This window comes from Georgenia sp. Marseille-Q6866 (assembly GCF_965111665.1).
This window is the reverse complement of the sequence record NZ_CBCOOR010000005.1, coordinates 95,141-114,594: the sequence shown is the minus strand read 5'-3', so window position 1 is coordinate 114,594 and position 19,454 is coordinate 95,141. Positions and strand designations below refer to the sequence as shown.

General features: G+C 70.8%; 15 protein-coding genes. 11 read left to right on the top strand and 4 right to left on the bottom strand.

What is annotated here, in order from left to right:
* Positions 1-153: 153 nt before the first annotated feature.
* From ACWPXV_RS06245 to ACWPXV_RS06230, 4 genes are all read left to right on the top strand, one after another.
* Positions 154-4,293 (top strand): Ig-like domain repeat protein, encoded by a 4,140-nt coding sequence (locus ACWPXV_RS06245; protein ID WP_454084419.1) that lies wholly within the window; start codon positions 154-156, stop codon positions 4,291-4,293.
* Between the two features lie 181 nt (positions 4,294-4,474).
* A complete protein-coding gene (gene eda, locus ACWPXV_RS06240) occupies positions 4,475-5,098 on the top strand; it encodes a bifunctional 4-hydroxy-2-oxoglutarate aldolase/2-dehydro-3-deoxy-phosphogluconate aldolase (protein WP_454084418.1) in 624 nt (207 codons plus the stop codon).
* A 36-nt stretch (positions 5,099-5,134) separates the two neighbouring features.
* Positions 5,135-6,235 (top strand): sugar kinase, encoded by a 1,101-nt coding sequence (locus ACWPXV_RS06235; RefSeq protein WP_454084417.1) that lies wholly within the window; start codon positions 5,135-5,137, stop codon positions 6,233-6,235.
* Positions 6,236-6,255: 20 nt separating this feature from the next.
* The gene (locus ACWPXV_RS06230) at positions 6,256-7,308 is read left to right on the top strand and encodes a LacI family DNA-binding transcriptional regulator (RefSeq protein WP_454084416.1); all 1,053 of its coding nucleotides are present in this window, start codon (positions 6,256-6,258) and stop codon (positions 7,306-7,308) included.
* Positions 7,309-7,364: 56 nt separating this feature from the next.
* Here ACWPXV_RS06230 and ACWPXV_RS06225 read toward each other — a convergent pair whose 3' ends face one another.
* Positions 7,365-7,910, bottom strand: a complete 546-nt coding sequence (locus ACWPXV_RS06225; protein ID WP_454084415.1) for an NADPH-dependent FMN reductase — start codon at positions 7,908-7,910, stop codon at positions 7,365-7,367.
* Between the two features lie 151 nt (positions 7,911-8,061).
* On the opposite strand from ACWPXV_RS06225, the gene ACWPXV_RS06220 reads away from it, so the two are divergent.
* A complete protein-coding gene (locus tag ACWPXV_RS06220; protein WP_454084414.1) occupies positions 8,062-9,225 on the top strand; it encodes a Gfo/Idh/MocA family protein in 1,164 nt (387 codons plus the stop codon).
* A complete protein-coding gene (locus tag ACWPXV_RS06215) occupies positions 9,222-10,097 on the top strand; it encodes a sugar phosphate isomerase/epimerase family protein (RefSeq protein WP_454084413.1) in 876 nt (291 codons plus the stop codon). Before ACWPXV_RS06220 ends, ACWPXV_RS06215 begins: the two co-directional genes overlap by 4 nt.
* 95 nt (positions 10,098-10,192) lie before the next feature.
* Here ACWPXV_RS06215 and ACWPXV_RS06210 read toward each other — a convergent pair whose 3' ends face one another.
* The 3 genes from ACWPXV_RS06210 to ACWPXV_RS06200 all read right to left on the bottom strand — a co-directional run bounded on the left by ACWPXV_RS06210 (position 10,193) and on the right by ACWPXV_RS06200 (position 14,207).
* Positions 10,193-11,152, bottom strand: a complete 960-nt coding sequence (locus ACWPXV_RS06210; RefSeq protein ID WP_454084412.1) for a type IV toxin-antitoxin system AbiEi family antitoxin domain-containing protein — start codon at positions 11,150-11,152, stop codon at positions 10,193-10,195.
* Between the two features lie 200 nt (positions 11,153-11,352).
* The gene (locus ACWPXV_RS06205; protein WP_454084411.1) at positions 11,353-13,419 is read right to left on the bottom strand and encodes an FAD-binding protein; all 2,067 of its coding nucleotides are present in this window, start codon (positions 13,417-13,419) and stop codon (positions 11,353-11,355) included.
* 14 nt (positions 13,420-13,433) lie between these two features.
* A complete protein-coding gene (locus ACWPXV_RS06200) occupies positions 13,434-14,207 on the bottom strand; it encodes a 3-ketoacyl-ACP reductase (RefSeq protein WP_454084410.1) in 774 nt (257 codons plus the stop codon).
* Positions 14,208-14,587: 380 nt separating this feature from the next.
* On the opposite strand from ACWPXV_RS06200, the gene ACWPXV_RS06195 reads away from it, so the two are divergent.
* Genes ACWPXV_RS06195 through ACWPXV_RS06175 form a run of 5 tightly spaced genes read left to right on the top strand, consistent with a single transcriptional unit; the run spans position 14,588 to position 19,298 of the window.
* Positions 14,588-15,769, top strand: a complete 1,182-nt coding sequence (locus ACWPXV_RS06195; protein WP_454084409.1) for an amino acid ABC transporter substrate-binding protein — start codon at positions 14,588-14,590, stop codon at positions 15,767-15,769.
* Between the two features lie 7 nt (positions 15,770-15,776).
* A complete protein-coding gene (locus tag ACWPXV_RS06190) occupies positions 15,777-16,661 on the top strand; it encodes a branched-chain amino acid ABC transporter permease (protein WP_454084408.1) in 885 nt (294 codons plus the stop codon).
* Positions 16,645-17,757: a branched-chain amino acid ABC transporter permease gene (locus ACWPXV_RS06185; RefSeq protein ID WP_454084407.1), complete on the top strand. Its 1,113-nt coding sequence runs from the start codon at positions 16,645-16,647 to the stop codon at positions 17,755-17,757. Before ACWPXV_RS06190 ends, ACWPXV_RS06185 begins: the two co-directional genes overlap by 17 nt.
* On the top strand, positions 17,744-18,487 hold the full coding sequence (locus ACWPXV_RS06180) for an ABC transporter ATP-binding protein (protein ID WP_454084406.1): 744 nt from the start codon (positions 17,744-17,746) through the stop codon (positions 18,485-18,487). The genes ACWPXV_RS06185 and ACWPXV_RS06180 overlap by 14 nt, the downstream gene beginning before the upstream one ends.
* Positions 18,477-19,298, top strand: coding sequence for an ABC transporter ATP-binding protein (locus ACWPXV_RS06175; protein ID WP_454084405.1), 822 nt, complete (start codon positions 18,477-18,479; stop codon positions 19,296-19,298). The genes ACWPXV_RS06180 and ACWPXV_RS06175 overlap by 11 nt, the downstream gene beginning before the upstream one ends.
* The last annotated feature ends 156 nt before the right edge of the window (positions 19,299-19,454 follow it).

The following is a 19,454-nucleotide window of genomic DNA, read 5'->3' as shown; positions in this document are numbered from 1 at the left end:
TGCGACCTCTGAGGTCGCAAAGTCCACACGTTAGGCAGCCACCCCTGGGGCGGCGCCGGATTCGTCGTTCTTTCGCAGGATGCTCCGGCCTCCGGCTCGGGGCTAGCGTGGTTGGTTGCCAGAGAAAGCGCTTACCAACGAAGGAGCGTGACGATGACGTCAGTACGGCAACCCACGAGACGCCGGGCGGTGACGGCGGCGGCGACGGGGATGGCGATGTGCGCGACGCTGCTCGCGGCACCAGCCGGCGCACAGACCGAGGAGCCTGGTTTCACCGAGCTCCACACCTTCGAGGGCTACACGACCGGCGCCCTCAACGGCCAGGACGGCTGGATGGCCTCCTCCGCCGCCACCGTGATCCCTGACCCCGTGAACCAGAACAACCGTGTCCTGGAGATGACGGGGAACGGTCACCGCGCCCACCGCGCGGTGGCACCGATCGAGGAGGGGGACACCGGCACGGTGTTCTTCCGCATCCGGCGCGACGCGAACGCCGACACCTCCTTCGGCATCACCGACAACGACAGCCCGTCCGACTACGCCCACAGCCGCGCGTACGTGAACAACCAGAACAACGACACCCTGCTCGTGCGCGACGGCGGCCAGTTCCGCACCGCCGGCACGTGGTCCGAGGACGTGTGGCAGTGCGTGTGGATCGTCGCCGACAACGCGACCGACCGCGTCACCGTCTACAGCCAGGGCGGTCCGTACGAGGAGCAGACCCGGCTCCCCGAGGGCGCCGAGCAGACGTTCGGCTTCCGCGCCCCCGTCGACGGTCCCCTCGACCGCTTCTTCTGGATCAACGGCGCCAACAGCGCCGGCCGGCTCATGCTCGACGACGTCGCCGTCGACACGGCCGGTGCCAACCTCGACATCCCCACCGGCAACACCGCAGACTGCGAGGTCGCCGACGAGGCCGCCCAGCCCCTCCTCAACCCGCTGCCCGACCCGGAGATGTCGACGCTCGGCATCGCGGTCGAGGAGCTGGCCCAGCTGCCCGAGTCGCAGACGACCCCGGCCACCCAGGACCAGCGCCTCATCCGGCACAACCGCATCACCCACCTCGACGAGGTGCCCGACGGCTCCGGCCGTCTCGCGGTCCCGGACATGAACGACATCCTCTACATGGTCGACAAGGACTCCGGCGAGCACACCGCCTACCTCAACGTCCGCCAGCAGTTCGTCGACAACTTCCACAACCACGCGGGCCTCGGCACCGGCTTCGGCTTCGTCGAGTTCCACCCGGAGTTCGCCGAGAACGGCATCTTCTACACCGTCCACACCGAGGCCGGCTCCGCCCTCACCGAGGACACCCCCGACTTCCCGGGCTTCGGCACCACCGGCTTCCACAGCGTCATCACCGAGTGGACCGCCACAGACCCGAGCGCGGAGACCTTCGAGGGCACGAGCCGCGAGATGATGCGCGTGCCCTTCGGCGGGCGCGTCCACACCGTCCAGCAGATCGCCTTCAACTGGACCGCCGAGCCCGGCGACGCCGACTACGGCAACCTCTACATCCTCGTCGGCGACGGCGGCAACGGCGTGGGCAACAACAACCCGCAGGACCTGTCCACCCCGCAGGGCAAGATCTTCCGCATCGACCCGATGGGTGACGACAGCGCCAACGGCGAGTACGGCATCCCCGAGGACAACCCGTTCCTCGACGAGGACGGCGCGCTGCCGGAGATCTACGCCGTCGGCATGCGCGACCCGCACCGCATCAGCTGGGACACCGAGACGGGGAAGATGTACCTCGGTCACATCGGTGAGTGGCAGGTCGAGTCGATCTACGAGGTCCAGCCCGGTGACAACTTCGGCTGGTCCGTGCGCGAGGGGCCCTTCCTCGCCGAGAACCGGCAGATCTTCCCGCTGCCGGAGAACGACGCCGAGCTCGGCTTCACCTACCCCGTCGCCGCCTACGACCACAACCGCGACCCCGGCCAGACCGGCGACGCCGGCGTGGCCGTCAACGGCGGGTACGTCTACCGCGGCGAGATCGAGGCGCTCCAGGGCAAGTACCTGTTCACGGACATCGTCCGCGGCTGGGTGCTGTCGACCGAGGCCGACGAGATGGTCCGCAACGACGGTGACATCGAGGACCTCGCCACCATCGAGCAGCTCCGCGTCTTCCACGACGGCGAGGAGACCACCTTCCAGGAGCTCGTCGGGCACCAGCGGGTGGACCTGCGCTTCGGCGCGGACGCCGACGGCGAGCTCTACCTCATCTCCAAGGCCGACGGTCGCGTCTGGGAGGTCACCGGTGCGATCGAGCTGCCGCCGAACAACCTCGTCGCCCGCTACACCTTCGACAACCCGGTCGAGGGCAACCCGGCCTGGGAGGACGACCAGGGCTTCTCCGGCACCGACATCGAGCTCATCAACGGCGGTGCGCTCCAGCGCGTGGCCGACGCCGCCTACCCCGGCGCCGGGCGTGCACTGCAGACCCAGCAGCTGAACCCGACGGTCCGCGGCAACAACGACTGGAAGGCCGGCGTCTACGACCCCGCCGGCGTCGACTCCCTCGACGCCTTCGCCGGGGCCGACGAGATCACCGTCATGGGCTGGTTCAAGCGCACCGGTGACCTGCCCGCGCTCAACAGCGAGACCGCCAACCCCGACGACCGCTTCAACGCGATCGGCCTGGCCGGTGTCCTGTCGGGCAACTCCGACGGCCACGGCGTGCGTGCCCTCCTCGAGGTCATCCAGGTCAACGGGGAGCTCAAGCTCGTCGCCCTCGGCCGCCGCCTCGACGACGGCAGCTCGTGGACCTTCGCGGCTGACAAGCCGTGGGACGAGATCCTCGCCCAGAACACCTGGGTGCACCTCGCCGCGAGCTTCGACTACGTCAACGGCGAGATGAAGCTCTACATGAACGGTGAGGAGCTCGAGGGCGAGTACACCGCGGCGAACACGTGGGGAGCGGGCCCGACGTCCGACACCAACCCTACGGGCATCAAGATCGGCGGCAGCTTCCCGCAGAACACCGCGGAGCGGAACCCCTTCAACGGGCGCATGGACGATCTCATGTTCCTCGACATGGTCCCGACCGCCGAGCAGATGCAGAACCTGTACGCGACGTACGGCGTCGAGCCGGTCGAGCCGCCGCCCACGCCGTCGTGCACCTTCGACGAGTCCGAGACCGACCTCATGGCCGAGGAGAACTGGGCCCCGCGGACGCCCTCCAAGTGGGAGTTCCCGGGGGACCAGATCATCCTCACCGAGGTGGGTGACAACCCGAACGACGGCATCCGCCGGCCCTTCGAGTACGCCGTCCTCGACGGCCGCGAGTACGAGTCGGTGCAGATCGACGCCGAGGTCCGCCTCGACGCCCCGTCGTCGGTCAACAACCGGGACATCATCATCGTCTTCGGCTGGCAGTCCGACACCGAGTACTACTACGCGCACATCTCGCAGGACAACGCGATCTACGCGCACAACGGCATCTTCAAGGTCAACAACAAGGACCGGGAGCGCATCGACGACCAGTGGGACGGGTCGATCGGCGCACCTCCGGCCATCACCGACGAGGAGTGGCACGACGTCCGCGTCGTGCACTGCGCCGGCAGCGGTGAGATCGCCGTGTGGGTCGACGGTCACGACACCCCGCTCATGACGGCGACCGACACGACCTTCGACTCCGGTCAGATCGGCTTCGGCTCCTTCGACAACACCGGACGGATGCGCGACCTCGTCGTCTCCGTCCCGGCCGCCCCGCAGGAGGACGTCACCACGACGACGTCGCTGAGCCTGTCCCGCCAGCTCACCACCTACGGCACGGAGACGACGGCGCGGGTCACCGTCGCCGCCGACTCTGGGACGCCGTCGGGAACGGTGGAGATCCACGCCGACGGCGAGGTCGTCGCCACCGGCGAGCTCGGGCCCGACGGACGGGCGTCGGTGGCGCTGCCGCGGGACCTGCCCGCGGGTGGGCACCGCCTCACGGCCGTGTTCCCCGGCAGTGACGGCTTCACCGAGTCGTCCAGCCGTGCCGTCACCTACGTCGTCCTCCCCGCGCTCTCGCGGGTGGACATCGACGTGGACTCGACGGTCCCCCGGGGCAGCGCCCCGGACGTCACCGTCGACGTGTCCGGACGGGACGGCGCGCCGACCCCCACGGGCACCGTCACGGTGACCGCCGGGTTCCGCGTCGTCGGGACGGTGCCGGTCGGTGAGGACGGCAGCGCCGAGGTGCAGCTGCCGCCGGTGCGGGGGCTGACCCTGCTCACGGCGACCTACAGCGGTGACCACGGCTACCTGCCGGGTCTGGACGTCGCCACAGTCTGGGGTCGCTGACCCTCCGCAGTCACACCCGAGGCCCTGCACCGCGACGGTGCAGGGCCTCGGTCCTGCCCGGGACACCTTCCTGCGGGAAGCGCTTTCTGCTACGGTCTGAAAGGCAATCGCAGCACCACCGACGGGCTGCGACTCACTGACGAGACGACCGCGCGAGTGCGGCAGACGAAGGAGACCGGCGATGTCCGAGACGCTCGACCAGCTGGCCGCCACCCGACTCGTGCCCGTCGTCGTGCTCGACGACGCCGCGCACGCGCGCCCGCTGGCCGGCGCGCTCGCCGAGGGCGGGCTGCCCGTCGCCGAGGTGACCTTCCGGACGCCGGCCGCCGCCGCGGCCATCGCGGAGATGGCCAAGGACGGCCGCGTCCTCGTCGGCGCCGGCACCGTCCTCACACCCGCGCAGGTGGACGAGGCCGTCGACGCCGGCGCCCGCTACGTCGTGTCGCCCGGCTTCTCCCGCGCCGTCGTCGAGCGCTGCGCCGCCCGCGGCGTGCTCGCCCTGCCAGGCGCCGTCACCGCCACCGAGGTCCAGGCGGCGCTCGAGGCGGGCCTCACCACCGTCAAGTTCTTCCCCGCCGAGACCTCCGGCGGCGCCACCGCGATCAAGGCGCTGTCGGCGCCCTTCGGCGGCGTGCGCTTCGTGCCCACCGGCGGCATCGGTCCGAAGAACCTCGCCGAGTACCTGGCCCTGCCCGCGGTCGCGGCGGTCGGGGGCAGCTGGATGGTGCCCCGCGACGCGATCGCCGCCGGCCGTTTCGACGACGTCGCCGCCATGGTCGCGGACGCCGTCGCCCTGACCCGCTGACCGTCGTCGGCCCTTACCCGATCCAAGGAGAACCCGTTGAGTCTGCAGATCCGTGACGCCGCCGAGTGCCGCTACGACGTGCTGTCCCTGGGTGAGGTGATGCTCCGGCTGGACCCGGGCGAGGGACGCATCCGCACCGCGCGGAGCTTCCGCGTGTGGGAGGGCGGGGGCGAGTACAACGTCGCCCGCGGCCTGCGCCGCGCCTTCGGGCTGCGCGCCGGGGTGCTGACCGCCCTCGCGGACAACGAGGTCGGGCGGCTGGTGGAGGACTTCATCCTCACCGGCGGCGTGGACCCGTCCCTCATCCACTGGGTGCCCTCCGACGGCATCGGGCGCAACGTGCGCAACGGGGTGAACTTCACCGAGCGCGGCTTCGGGGTGCGCGGCGCGGTGGGCGTGTCCGACCGCGGGCACACCGCCGCCTCCCAGCTGCGCCCCGAGGACGTCGACTGGGACCACGTCTTCGGTGAGCTCGGGGTGCGGTGGTTGCACACCGGCGGCATCTTCGCCGCCCTGTCCGACACCTCCGCGGAGGTCGTGCTCGCCGCGGTTCAGGCCGCGAAGAGGCACGGCACGGTGGTGTCCTACGACCTCAACTACCGGCCCTCGCTGTGGAAGGACATCGGCGGGCAGGCCCGCGCGCAGGAGGTCAACCGGGAGATCGCCCACCACATCGACGTGATGATCGGCAACGAGGAGGACTTCACCGCCTCCCTCGGCTTCGAGGTCGAGGGCGTGGACGAGAACCTCACCGACCTCGACGTCGCGAGCTTTCGCGCCATGATCGAGAACGTCCAGTCGGCCTACCCGAACTTCGAGGTCATCGGCACGACGATGCGCAGCGTGCACACCGCGACGGTCAACGACTGGGGCGCGATCGCCTGGTCCAAGGACGAGGGCTTCGCCCAGGCCACCCACCGGGAGCGCCTGGAGATCCTCGACCGCGTGGGCGGCGGGGACTCCTTCGCCTCCGGCCTCATCTACGGCCTGCTCACCGGGGAGCCGGTAGCCACCGCAGTAGAGTACGGAGCGGCGCACGGAGCGCTGGCCATGACGACCCCGGGTGACACCTCGATGGTGACGAAGGCCGAGATCGTCAAGCTCGCTGCCGGCGGCAGCGCACGAGTGCAGCGCTGACGGCACCGAAGGAGCCTTGGATGACACCCACCCGCACCGGCGTCGCGGGCAACGGGCGGGCGGCGACGCTCAGCGACGTCGCCCGTGAGGCCGGCGTCTCGCTCGCCACCGCCTCGCGCGCCATCAACGGCAGCACGAACCGCTCCGTGCGGGCCGACCTGCGTGAGCGCGTCCTGGACGCCGCCGAGCGGCTCCACTACTCCCCGAACGCCAACGCCCAGGCGATGGCACGCGGGCGGACGGCGACGCTGGGCCTCATCGTCCACGACATCGCCGACCCGTTCTTCTCGACGATCGCCGCCGGTGTCACCGAGGCCGCCGACACCGCCGGCCTCGCCGTCACGCTGGCCAACACCCAGCACGACGCCGAGCGCGAGGTCGGCTTCATCCAGACCCTGCAGAACCTGCGGGCGCGCTCGATCATCGTCGTCGGTGGCCGCCAGGACGACGAGGAGGGCAACCGGCGCCTGCGCGAGGCCCTGGCCGCCTACCAGGAGCGAGGGGGAGCAGCGGCGATGGTCGGCCAGCCGATCCTCGGCATCAAGGCGGTGCACGTCGACAACAGCGGGGCGTCCAAGGCCCTGGCCCGCGCGCTGCACGGGCTGGGCTACCGACGCTTCGCCGTCCTCGGCGGGCCCGAACGGCACCTCACTGCCGCCGAGCGGCGCGGAGGCTTCTGCGAGGCGCTCGCCGAGCTCGGTGCGCCGGTGGCCGAGGAGGCGATCATCCCGTCGCCCTTCGTCCGCGACGGCGGGCACGACGCGATGGTCGAGCTCATGCAACGCGACCTCGACGTCGAGGTCGTCTTCGCCGTCAACGACGTCATGGCCCTCGGCGCGATGACGGCGGCTCGTGAGGCGGGCCTGGTCCTGCCCCGTGACATGGCCTTCGCCGGCTTCGACGACATCTTCGCGCTGCGCGACGTCACCCCCACGCTGAGCACGGTGCGGATCGACATGGTCGACATCGGCCGCCAGGCCACGGCCCTGGCGCTGGGCGGCGACGAGGGGCCCGACCTCGTCACGGTGACGGGTGAGGTCGTCCTGCGAGAGTCCACGCCCGGCCCCGGGTAGCACGAAGGCGGTGGCCCCGGGGGGCCACCGCCTCACGCGACAGGGTCAGGAACGGGTCAGACCGTGACGGACTGCCGTGCGGCGGTGAGCACCTGCTCGAAGAGGCCGCGGACGTCGTCGGCGGGCGCCGCCTCGAGGATCTCGCCCTCGGGCGTGAGGTCCTGGCCGAAGCTCAGGCCCGGGCCGGGCAGGGTGACGGCCTTGACGCGGTCGAGGACCTCGCCGAGCTGGCGGGCGGCACCGGCGGCGGCGCCCCAGCCGTAGCCGACGACGCCGACGGGCAGGCCGTTCCACTCCGCGTGGAGCGAGTCGATGGCGTTCTTGAGGACGGCGGGGTAGCCCGCGTTGTACTCCGGGACCGTGATGACGAGGCCGTCGTAGGCGCGGACGCGCTCGGACCAGGCCACGGTGCTGGAAAGGGTGTAGTTGCCGGTGGCCGGCTGCTCGGGCTCGGCGAGGAAGGGCAGGTCCACCTCGGCGAGGTCGATGACGTCGACCTCGGTCCCCTCCGGGGCGAGCGAGGCAACCCACTGGGCCACCTTGTCTCCGATGCGCGTGGGGCGGGAGGAGCTGACGATGATGCCGATCTTCTGTGTACTCATGCCACCGTCAATGGATGAATCTTCAACATTGTTCCCGGATCGTGCCGATTGTGGGGCAGGTCACGCCTTGACGACCCTGCTCCCCGCTCACTAAGGTGGAAAGCGCATTCCCTAGTCTTCCGCCACACCGGCACGTCTCATTGGAGAGCACATGACCACGCGTACGCTGCGGATCGCGATGAACGGCATCACCGGCCGGATGGGGTACCGCCAGCACCTCGTTCGCTCGATCCTCCCGATCCGTGACGAGGGCGGCTTCCTCCTCGAGGACGGCACCCGGGTGCAGGTGGAGCCGGTCCTCGTCGGGCGGCGCGAGGGCGCAGTCCGGGAGATCGCCGAGCGCCACGGCGTCGAGCACTGGACCACCGACGTCGACTCGGTGATGAACGACCCGAGCATCGACATCTACTTCGACGCCCAGCTCACCTCGCTGCGAAAGGCCACGCTCACCGCGGCGATGAAGGCCGGCAAGCACATCTACACCGAGAAGCCCACGGCCGAGTCCCTCGAGGAGGCCGTCGAGCTCGCCCGCCTGGGCCAGGAGACCGGCGTGACCGCCGGCGTCGTCCACGACAAGCTCTACCTGCCCGGGCTGGTCAAGCTCCGCCGTCTCGTCGACCAGGGCTTCTTCGGCCGCATCCTGTCCCTGCGCGGCGAGTTCGGCTACTGGGTCTTCGAGGGCGACGTCCAGCCCGCGCAGCGCCCGAGCTGGAACTACCGCAAGGAGGACGGCGGCGGCATGGTCGTCGACATGTTCTGCCACTGGAACTACGTGCTCGAGGGCATCCTCGGCAAGGTCGACGCCGTCACCGCCAAGGCCGTCACCCACATCCCCACGCGCTGGGACGAGCAGGGCAAGGAGTACGCCGCGACCGCCGACGACGCCGCGTACGGGATCTTCGAGGTCACCACCCCGGGCGGGGACCCCGTCGTCGCCCAGATCAACTCCTCGTGGGCGGTGCGCGTCTTCCGTGACGAGCTCGTCGAGTTCCAGGTCGACGGCACGCACGGCTCCGCCGTCGCCGGCCTGCGCACCTGCGTCGCCCAGGAGCGCGCGCACACGCCCAAGCCGGTGTGGAACCCCGACCTGCCCGTCACCGAGCCCTTCCGTGACCAGTGGCTCGAGGTCCCGAACAACGCCGACCTCGACAACGGCTTCAAGCTGCAGTGGGAGGAGTTCCTCCGCGACGTCGTCGCCGAGCGCCCCCACCGCTACGGCCTGCTCTCCGCCGCCCGCGGCGTCCAGCTCGCCGAGCTCGGCCTGCGGTCCTCCGCCGAGGGGCGGCGCCTGGAGATCCCGGAGCTCACCCTGTGAGCGCGGACCTCTCCCGGCTCTCCCTCAACACTGCGACGACCAAGGCCCTCACCCTTGAGGAGGCCGTGGACGTCGCGGCCCGGGCCGGCCTCGGCGCGGTGGGGCTGTGGCGCGACCGGGTCGCGGAGGCGGGACTCGAGCGCGCTGCCGCCGTGGTCCGGGAGGCTGGCCTGCGGGTGTCCTCGTTGTGCCGCGGTGGGTTCCTCACGGCGGTCGACGCCGAGGGGCAGCGGGACGCGCTGGAGGACAACCGCGCCGCGATCGTCGAGGCGGCGACCCTGGGGACGCGCGAGCTCGTCATGGTGGTCGGCGGGCTGCCGGCCAACCCCGAGCCGGGGCGCGCTGCGCTGCCGGACGGGGACCGGGATCTCCTCGCCACGCGGCAGCGGGTGGCCGACCGCATCGGTGAGCTCGTGCCCTTCGCGGAGGAGCACGACGTGCGGCTCGTCCTCGAGCCGATGAACCCGATCTTCGCCGCCGACCGTGGCGTGCTGTCCACGTTGGAGCAGTCGCTCGACCTCGCGGCCGACTTCGCGCCGGAGACGGTGGGCGTGGTCGTGGACACCTACCACGTGTGGTGGGACCCGAAGCTGGAGTCGCAGATCGCCCGCGCCGGCGCGGAGGGGCGCCTGGCGGGCTACCAGGTGTGCGACTGGGTCCTCCCGCTCGCCGACGACTCGCTCCTCTCCCGCGGCTACATGGGCGACGGCTACGTCGACTTCGCCACGATCACCCGCTGGGTGGCCGGGACCGGCTACGCCGGCGACGTCGAGGTGGAGATCTTCAACCAGGCCGTCTGGGACACCCCCGGCGACGAGGTCGTCGCCACCATGGCCGACCGCTACCAGCGCCTGGTCCACCCCTACCTGTAGGCGGACGCGGTCGCGCCGCCGTCGCACCCTCCTTGCGATCGTGTGGGTTTCGGGTTCCCAGGGAGTCCGAAACCCACACGGTTTGCAGAGAGGCGTCAGCGCACCCGGCATCCGGGCCGTCCGCACCTGCGCGGCTGGCCTTCCCAACCGCCCAGGCGGAGTGCATCGACGACCTGCTGGGCCGTGCGGCACGGTGTCCCCACGACGTGCGTCCAGCGGTACCGCAGCGTCACCTCCCTGGAGGCGAGCAGTGCTGCGTTGTCGCGCCACGTGTCCTTGTCGGTGCGCCCGCCCGGGTGTGCCAGCTTGCCGTCGAGCTCGACGCGCACCTGCCACCTGCGGTAGCGGCAGTCCGCGCGGATGCGGGACCCCGGGAGCTGCTCGCGCACCTGGAGCTCCGACGCCGGTAGCCCGTGGTCGACCTCGACGTCACGGTGGTAGTGCCGTTCGAGTGGTGACTCCATGCCGGCCGTGGCGTCGGTGAGGATGTCGAGGAGCAGCTCCCGACGGCGGACTCGTGACCGCCCGGCGACGGCAGCTCTGATGTCGGCCGGCTCAGCGACACGGAGGGCGCGCGTGAGCACGCCGACGACGTCGTCCTCCTTCTTCGCGCGGCAGGCGAGGTCGACGGCGGTCTCTGCTGCGGTCGTCACCGCGATCCGGCCCTCCCAGACGGCGGGGACCGTACGGCGGCGGTGGATCCGCAGCCCGCGCTGGGCGACCACCGTCCTGCGGGCGGGCACGCTGATCTCCACCGTGCTCGACACTCGCTGGGCACGGGTGGCGTCGCTCTCGAACCACCAGTCCCCGGCCGTGGCGTGAGAGAGCGCTGCTCCCTTGCCCGCGTACGCCAGGGCGGCGACGACCCGGGTGTCCCACGTCGGGTGACCGGCGTGGGTGATGTAGACGCCAGGGTAGGCCCGGCGCCAGATGCGGTGATCGACCTGGGAGCGGATCCACGTGACGGAGACGCCGATCTCCTCGAGCTGGGAGCGGGTGAGGACGAACCAGTGCTGTCCTGCCATGCGGTTGATCCGCCGACGGTCGGGTGCCATGGCGGCAGCGTCCACCAGGGGGCGGCTGCCGCGGTGCGGACGCCGGTGACGCGGTGGACGTGAGGCACGCCGGACGGGCCTGTGGAGCGGTCCCCTCCCTGCCCCGGAAAGACCGTGTGGGTTTCGCGCTCTCAGAGAACGCGAAACCCACACGATGTCGAGGAGGCCGGGGGGCGCCTGCGCCTGCGCCGGCCGGCGGGTCAGTGGATGTTCTGGTGCTCGCGGTACTCGCGCCAGACGTTCTCGAAGAAGTCGTCCGTCTCCGGGATGGGCCGGCGGGGGCGCCAGGTGATGTCCACGTCGCCGGCCTCGCTCGGCGACGCCGGGTCCGCGGCGCGGTGCGGGGTCCACGAGACCTCCTGGACCTCGTCGTCGAGCGCGCCGCCGTCGAGGGTGAAGCGGAACAGCTCGGGCAGGTCCAGCTCCTGCGACGCGTCCGGCCCGTAGCCCACGAGTGGCAGCGAGCCGGCGGGGTCGGTGTAGAGCACCGAGCCGCGCGAGCGGCCGCCGTGGTCGACGTAGTCGGCCATCGCCGTGAGGTACACCTGCGCCGTCGTGAGGATGTCGCGCACGAGGAAGGCGCGGTTGACGGCCCGGCGCGACCCGGCGTCGGCCACCACGAGCTCGCGGTACGTCCCGAGCCACTCCTCGACCTGCTCGAGCGCCTCGGCGATCGACTGGCGCGAGCGCACCGGGCCGGCCTTGGCGCTCATGAGCTCTCCGACGTCGCGGAGCAGGTCGCCGGTGTTATCCTCCCGGCCCGCTGCCGCTCGCTCGGTCGCGGCCGACACCAGCTCGACGGCGTCACGCAGCGGTCCTTCGGCCGCGGCGGCGAACTCCGCCTCCCCGAGCGGGGCGTCGGACCGCCGGGCCGCGATGAACTGCGCCGCCCGGGTGGCGCCCACCTGGCCGCTGTTGAGCGCCGCGCCGCCGGGCCGGTAGACCCCGTGCGCCCCGCCGGCCTCGCCCACCGGGAAGAAGCCGGGCAGGTCGGACTGCCACCACGCGTCCACGAGGAGGCCGCCGTTGTTGTGCTGGGCGCACACGTCCACCTCGAGCATCTCCTGCTCGAGGTCCACGTAGGGGTTCTTGTTCAGGTAGAACTCGTAGGCGGGCAGGTTCATGTGCTTGAGACGCTCGATGGGCGTCCCGAACAGGACGCCGGCCTTCTCGAGGTACTCATAGGCCTCCGGGTCCAGCGCGGTCGGGTCGAAGTCCTCGCGCACCGGGTTGCGCCGGAAGTCGAGGAACACCCGCCGGCCGCGCAGCACCGTCTCGCGGTAGACGAGCAGGTCGATGAGCGAGGAGCCGTCGCGTGCCTTGCGGACGTCGAAGGGCCACTGGTAGCCCTTGAGGAAGACGAGCGACATGAGCCGGCCGTAGTCGGGGATCGCCTCGGTGAGGAACTCCTGCTCGTCGCCGCCGTCCTGGTCGGTCGAGACGAAGCGCGGCACCACCTGCATGTACGTGCCCGACACGTTCCACCGCGGCTTGGTCGAGGCGAGCCCGAACTGCCACTCGGTGACGTTCTTGCCGCCGATCCCCGCGCGGTAGGCGGCGCCCGAGGCGCCCCACTGCCCGTTGGGGAAGACCCGGGTGGCGTAGAGCCCGGCCGGCCCGCCCGTCGCGTAGACGACGTTCGTGCACCGCACGAGCAGGTAGGGGCTGCGCTCGCCGTCGTGCGGGACGTCGGTGCGCAGGAGGAGCAGGCCGGCGACGGTGCCGTCGTGGGTGAGGACGTCGACGACGCGGCACTCGGGGAAGATCCGGGTGCCGTTGGCGTTGACCCGCTTCTCCAGCTGCTCGACCATCGTCCGCGAGGTGTAGGGCCCCACGGAGGTGGCGCGCTGGCGCGGGTCGTGGTCGGTCTTGTAGCCGATGAACTCCCCGTAGCGGTTTTGCGGGAAGGGCACCCCGAGGTCGGCGAGGTGGAGGAAGGCGCGCGCGGACAGCGCGGCCTCCGCCAGCGCGTTGTCCCCGTCCATCGCGCCCCCGGCGAAGAGCGTCTGCGCCATCTCGCGCACGGAGTCGCCGCTGTCACCGGAGAGCGTGAGCTTGTAGTACGTCTGCTTGTCCGAGCCGGCGTTGCGGCTGGCGCCGGCGCCGATCTTGTCGGTGACCATGACGACGTCGTCCTGGCCGAGCTCGACGAGTCGTTCGGCGGCGCAGTACCCGGCCGAGCCGGTGCCGACGACGACGGTGTTCGCCGTGACGACGGGCACCTGCCGTCCGGCGATCTGCAGGGTCTGGGGCTCGTGGGTAGTCACGGGGACGCTCCTCGTCACAGGGTGGGGATGTGCATGCCGCCGTCGACGTTGATGACGTCGCCGGTGGAGTAGGGCATCTGGCCGGCGACGAGCTGGGCGACGGCGCCGCCGACGTCGGAGGGCCGGCCCCAGCGCGGGATCGGTGCGCCGCCGCCGGCGAAGAAGGCGTCGTACTTCTCGGTGACGCCCGCCGTCATGTCGGTGGCGATGATCCCGGGGCGGATCTCGTAGACGAGGATCCCCTCGGGGGCGAGCCGCGCCGCCCACAGCTGGGTGGACATCGCCATGCCCGCCTTGGACAGGCAGTACTCACCGCGGTTGGTCGAGACGGTGACGGCGGAGGTCGAGGAGACGTTGACGATCGTGCCGACAGGCGCGTCGGGCAGTTCGGCCATCTCCCCCCGGCGCTCGACCATCGTGCGGGCGACGAGCTGGGTGAGGAAGTAGGGGCCGCGCAGGTTGATGTCCATGACGCGGTCGTAGCTCTCCGGGGTCGCGACGAGGATGTCGTCCCGGACCGTGGGGGCCACGCCCGCGTTGTTGACGAGGACGTCGATGCGCCCCCACTCCTCGAGGGTGGCCGCGACGTAGCGCTCGTGGTCGGCGAGATCGGCAACCGAGCCGCGGACGTAGGTCGCCTCGCCACGCTCGCGAAGCTCGGCCATGAGCTCGGCCGGCTCCTCACGGGTCGCGAGGATCGCGACGGCGTACCCCTCGTCGAGCAGCCGGGTGGTGATGCCCAGCCCGATGCCCCGGTTCCCCCCGGTCACCATCGCTACCTTCGGCACGTCTCATCCTCTCCGTCGAGTGTGGGGCGGCCAGTGCCGCCCGGCCATCATGGCCCACGGCGGGCCCGAATGGCAAGCGCTTTCCGGCCAAGGGTGCCACCTGCTGGTGCCGACAGCCGGATCCCTCGTCGGAGGAATCCTGCTGTCGGCTCGAGGGGTTGGGCCGGCAAACCGTAGGCGATTCGGGGATGCGGTTTCCGGCAGCAGGCGCGCGGGATCTGGCGACGCGACGTGATCACGATCACGCAACACCCTTGCGCGGCAGGCGCCGGAGGCCGTACTGTCCGGAAAGCGCTTTCGAGAGCGTGTCCGGAACCAATGAAGGAGGACGGATGTCAACGAAGCGGTTGACCCGGGGGATCGCAGCAGGTGCGGTTGCCATGCTTGCGCTGGCGGCCTGCGGGGACGGCGGAGGAAGCGACACCGGCGACGGTGAAGGCTCCGACGACCCCATCGTCATCGGTGTCTCGCTCCCGCTGACAGGTGACTTCGCCGAGCCCGGCAAGGGCGTCGAGCGAGGCTACGAGACCTGGGCACAGGTGACCAACGACAACGGCGGCCTCCTCGGTCGGCAGGTCGAGCTCAAGATCCTCGACGACGCCTCGGACGCGGCTCGCGTCGTCTCCGACTACGAGTCCCTCATCGCCCAGGAGGAGGTCGACCTCCTCTTCGGCCCGTTCTCCACCCGGCTCGTCGTGCCCGCCTCCCGCGTGGCCTCCGAGTACGGGATGCTCTTCGTCGAGCCGGCCGCGGCCGCCGCCGAGGTCTTCGAGAACGGCTTCGAGAACATCTTCTACGCGGCCCCGGCCATCGCGCCGGACCACTACAACAACCTCGTCGAGCACATCCTCTCGATGCCCGAGGGGGAGCGGCCGCAGACCATGGCCGTGGCCGCGATGGACGACCCCTTCGCGCAGGGCACCGCCTACGGTCTGCGGGACAAGCTCGTCGAGGCGGGCGTGGAGCTCGTCGTCGACGAGGTCTACCCGCCGAACCAGTCTGACTTCAACGCCATCGCCGCGAAGATCGCCGACGCGGACCCCGACCTCGTCGTCGGCGGCACGCAGTACCAGGACGCGGTCAACCTCATCCTCGCGCTGCAGCAGCTGAACTACCAGCCGCGCATGGCCGCCTTCTCCACGGCGCCCACCAACCCCGAGTTCCCCGAGGCCATCGGCGGGGCGGTCGAGGGCATCCTGTCCCCGACCGGCTACTCCAACCAGGCCGACTGGCCCTCGAACGCCGAGTTCGTCGAGGCGCACACCGCGCTCCACGGCGAGGCGCCCCAGGAGGACGAGGCCAACGCCTACACGACGGGCCAGGTCGTCGCGGCCGCCGTCGAGGAGGTCGGCTGCGCCGAGCAGGGCGACTGCCAGCAGCAGCTCATCGACTACCTGCGCGGCGCGACCGTCGACACCGTCGTCGGGCCGCTCGCCTGGGACGAGGCCGGCCGCCCCAACGGCGCGCACATGATCCTCCAGTACGTCGACGGCGAGATCGCCATCGTGCTGCCCGAGGACACCGCCACGGCCGAGCTCGTCTACCCGAAGCCGGAGTGGTGACCCGACCGTGTCGCTCATCTTCCAGAGCCTGATCCTGGGCGTGCTGCAAGGAGGGCTCTACGCCCTCCTTGCCGCAGGGCTCACGCTCTACTTCGGAGTCATGCGGGTGGTGATGCTCGCCCACGCGGCGTTCATCATCCTCGCCGGGTACATCGCGTGGCGCTTCTCCAGCTCCACCGGGCTCGACCCGATGATCTCGCTCATCGGCACGGTCCCGCTGTTCTTCCTCCTCGGCTTCGCGATCCAGCGCTGGCTCATCAGCCGGCTCAAGCCGTCGACGATGACGATGATGTCGGTGCTCATCACCTTCGCGATCGCCCTCATCATCGAGGGCCTCCTCGGGATGATCTTCACCGGCACCCAGCGCCGCATCCAGCTGCCCTACGGGTCCTCGAGCATCGACCTGTTCGGCGCCTCGATCCCCGTCGTGCAGATCATCTCCTTCGCACTCGCGGGCCTGAGCCTGCTCGCACTGTTCCTCGTGCTCAAGAAGACCCGCTTCGGCCGGGCCCTGCGCGCGACGATCCAGCACCGCGAGGCGGCCCAGCTCGTCGGCATCGACACCGACCGGACGGCGGGACTGGGCTTCGGCCTGGGCCTGGCCACGGCGGCCGTCGGTGGGACGGCGCTCGCGCTCAACCAGACGATCTACCCCTCCCTGCACTGGCACTGGATCGGCCCGCTCATGGCGATCATCGTCGTCGGTGGCCTGGGCTCGATCCCGGGCGCGGCGATCGCGGCCCTGCTCCTCGGGGTGCTGCGCGTCATGGCCGAGCTGCTCCCCGGTGTCACGCCGACCTTGGCGCAGACCATCTTCTACCTGGCACTGTTCCTCACCCTCATGGTGCGGCCGCAGGGATTCTTCGGAGGTCGCCTTGCTCAGCGTTTCTGACCGGACCAAGCCCGTCCCCGCGCGCAGCCGCGTCGCGGGTGGCGGCGGGGTGAGCCGGCTGCGGCCGGTGCTCCTCGTCGTCGTCATCATCGCCGTCCTCGCGCTGTGGCCCTCGATCGCCCCCAACCCCTACATGCTCAGCGCGGGCGTCATCGTCCTCAACTACGCGGTCTTCGCGACCGGGTGGAACATCATGGGCGGGTTCACGGGCTACATCTCCCTGGGCCACGCCGCGTTCTTCGGCCTCGGCTCCTACGGGACGGCGCTGCTCGTCATCCACACCGGGATGAACTGGCTCCTCGCCTCCCTCGTCGCGGCCCTGGCGACGGCGGTCATCACCATCCCGGTGGGCTTCGCGGCGCTGCGCGTGCGCGGGTCCTCCTTCGTCATCGTGACGATCGCCCTCGTCCTCGTGCTCCAGCTGCTCTTCCAGAGCTGGAGCACCGTGACCGGTGGCTCCGCGGGGCTCGTCGTCCCGCGGCCCTTCCCGGACATGCTCCGCCCCGAGCACCACGAGACCTTCTTCTACATCTTCCTCGCGCTGCTCGCGGTCACCCTCCTCACCTGGACGCTCATCGACCGGTCGCGCTTCGGCGCCTCGCTCAAGGGTGTGCGTGAGGACGAGGACAAGGCCGAGTCCCTCGGCGCTCCCACGGGCAAGCTCAAGCTCGTCGCCTTCGTCATCTCCGCCTTCTTCGTGGCCATGGCCGGCGGGTTCTACGCCCTGTGGTTCGGCGACCTCGACCCGATCTTCCAGTTCGACATCGTCCTGGGCTCCACGGTCGTCCTCATGGCGCTCCTCGGCGGCGTGCGGTACCTCTTCGGCCCGCTCCTCGGGGCGATCGTCGTCGGGGCCGCGCTGGAGTACTTCGTCCTCAACTACGGGCAGTCCCAGTTCCACCTCGTCGCCACCGGCCTGCTCCTCGGGCTCGTCGTCCTCTTCCTGCCCGACGGCGTGCTCACCGGGGCCTCTCAGCTCCTGCGCCGCTTTGGTCCGCAGAGCTCCTCGATCCGCGAGGTCTCCGCCGAGGAGCTGCGCGAGCAGCAGCAGGCGAAGGCCACCACCACGAAGGAGGCCGGCGATGAGCGCGGCTGACACCGTCCTGCGCACCGAGGGGCTGACCAAGTCCTTCGGTGGCGTCCACGCCGTCGACGGCGCGACGACGGAGTTCTACGAGGGCAAGATCAACGGGCTCATCGGCCCCAACGGCTCGGGCAAGACGACGTTCTTCAACTGCGTCACCGGCATGATCCGCCCCGACTCCGGCACCGTCACCATGCACGGCAAGGACGTCACCCGCTGGGCCCCGCACAAGATCGCCCGCGCGGGCCTGGGCCGCAGCTTCCAGCTGTGCCGGGTCTTCCCGCGGATGACCGTCCTGGAGAACATGCTCGTCGCGGTGCAGCCGCGCACGCTCGGGGAGTACCTCGGGAACACGCGGAGCACCGAGACCGTCGAGAAGGCGCGCGCCATGCTGGCCCGCGTGGGCATCGACCACCTCGAGGCCTCCGAGGCGCGCGACATCTCCTACGGGCAGCAGAAGCTCCTCGAGCTCGGCTCGACCCTCATGACCGACCCGCCCTTCGTCATGCTCGACGAGCCGGCCGGCGGCGTGAACCCCTCCCTCATCGAGCGGATCGCCCTGCTCGTGCGGGAGCTCAACGACGAGGGCACGACCTTCCTCATCGTCGAGCACAACATGGACCTCATCATGAGTCTGTGCGACCACATCGTGGTCTTCGACCGTGGCCGGCCGATCGCGACGGGCACGCCCGACGTCGTGAAGTCCGACCCGAAGGTGCTGGAGGCATACCTTGGCGTCTGACATCGTCCTCGAGCTCGACGACATCCAGGCCGGCTACGGCAAGGCGGCCCTCGTCCTGCGCGGCCTGTCCGTCCAGGTCCGCCGCGGCGAGGTGGTCTGCCTCGTCGGTCCCAACGGCGCGGGCAAGTCCACCGTGCTCAAGGTGGCCAGCGGCATGCTCAAGCCGCGCCAGGGCACCATCGCCCTCAACGGGAAGAACGTCACCGGGCAGGGCCCGCAGCGGCTGCTGCGCGGGGGCCTGTCGCACGTCCTCCAGGGGCACAGCGTCTTCAAGGAGATGACGGTCGAGGAGAACATCATGCTCGGCGGCTACTCCCTGAAGGACCAGTCGGTCCTGCCGGAGCGCTGCGAGTACGTCAAGGAGATCTTCCCGCTCGTCGGGGAGCGCTGGAAGGACACGGCCGGGCTGCTCTCCGGCGGGCAGCAGAAGCAGGTCGAGTTCGCCCGCGCGCTCGTCATCCGGCCCGACGTCGTCCTCCTCGACGAGCCGTCGATGGGCCTGGACCCCAAGCGCGTGACGACGATCTTCGAGCAGGTCGACATCATGCGGAAGGCCGGGGTCGCGGTGCTGCTCGTCGAGCAGAACGCGCGCCGGGCGCTGGAGATGGCCGACATCGGCTGCGTCCTCGACCTCGGGCGGGTCTTCGCCACGGGGCCGGCGCGCGAGCTGCTCGCCGACCCGAAGCTCAGCGACCTCTACCTCGGCGGCCGCCCGCCGCGTAGACCCCATGCGCGCCGAGAGCCGGATTCCTCCACGAGGAATCCGGCTCTCGGCGTATGGGGTGGGGTGGGGAGGGGGCCGGTCAGGTGAGGTGGGGGTGCAGGCGCTCCCACAGGGCCTCGCCGTCGCCGGCCTCGACGAAGGGGACGCGGCGTCCCTCGGTGAGCCGGCCGCCGTCGTGCTGCCCGCGCCCGCCGTCCATGGCCTGCGGGTGCCGTGGGAGAGCACGTGCTCGGTCGGGGTGAG

What these genes read in the sequence shown, in the direction of transcription:
- ACWPXV_RS06225 (WP_454084415.1), bottom strand. Translation starts at nt 7,910, where the DNA reads ATGAGTACACAGAAGATCGGCATCATCGTCAGCTCCTCCCGCCCCACG.
- ACWPXV_RS06180 (WP_454084406.1), top strand. Translation starts at nt 17,744, where the DNA reads ATGAGCGCGGCTGACACCGTCCTGCGCACCGAGGGGCTGACCAAGTCC.
- ACWPXV_RS06230 (WP_454084416.1), top strand. Translation starts at nt 6,256, where the DNA reads ATGACACCCACCCGCACCGGCGTCGCGGGCAACGGGCGGGCGGCGACG.
- ACWPXV_RS06220 (WP_454084414.1), top strand. Translation starts at nt 8,062, where the DNA reads ATGACCACGCGTACGCTGCGGATCGCGATGAACGGCATCACCGGCCGG.
- ACWPXV_RS06195 (WP_454084409.1), top strand. Translation starts at nt 14,588, where the DNA reads ATGCTTGCGCTGGCGGCCTGCGGGGACGGCGGAGGAAGCGACACCGGC.
- eda (WP_454084418.1), top strand. Translation starts at nt 4,475, where the DNA reads ATGTCCGAGACGCTCGACCAGCTGGCCGCCACCCGACTCGTGCCCGTC.
- ACWPXV_RS06245 (WP_454084419.1), top strand. Translation starts at nt 154, where the DNA reads ATGACGTCAGTACGGCAACCCACGAGACGCCGGGCGGTGACGGCGGCG.
- ACWPXV_RS06210 (WP_454084412.1), bottom strand. Translation starts at nt 11,152, where the DNA reads ATGGCACCCGACCGTCGGCGGATCAACCGCATGGCAGGACAGCACTGG.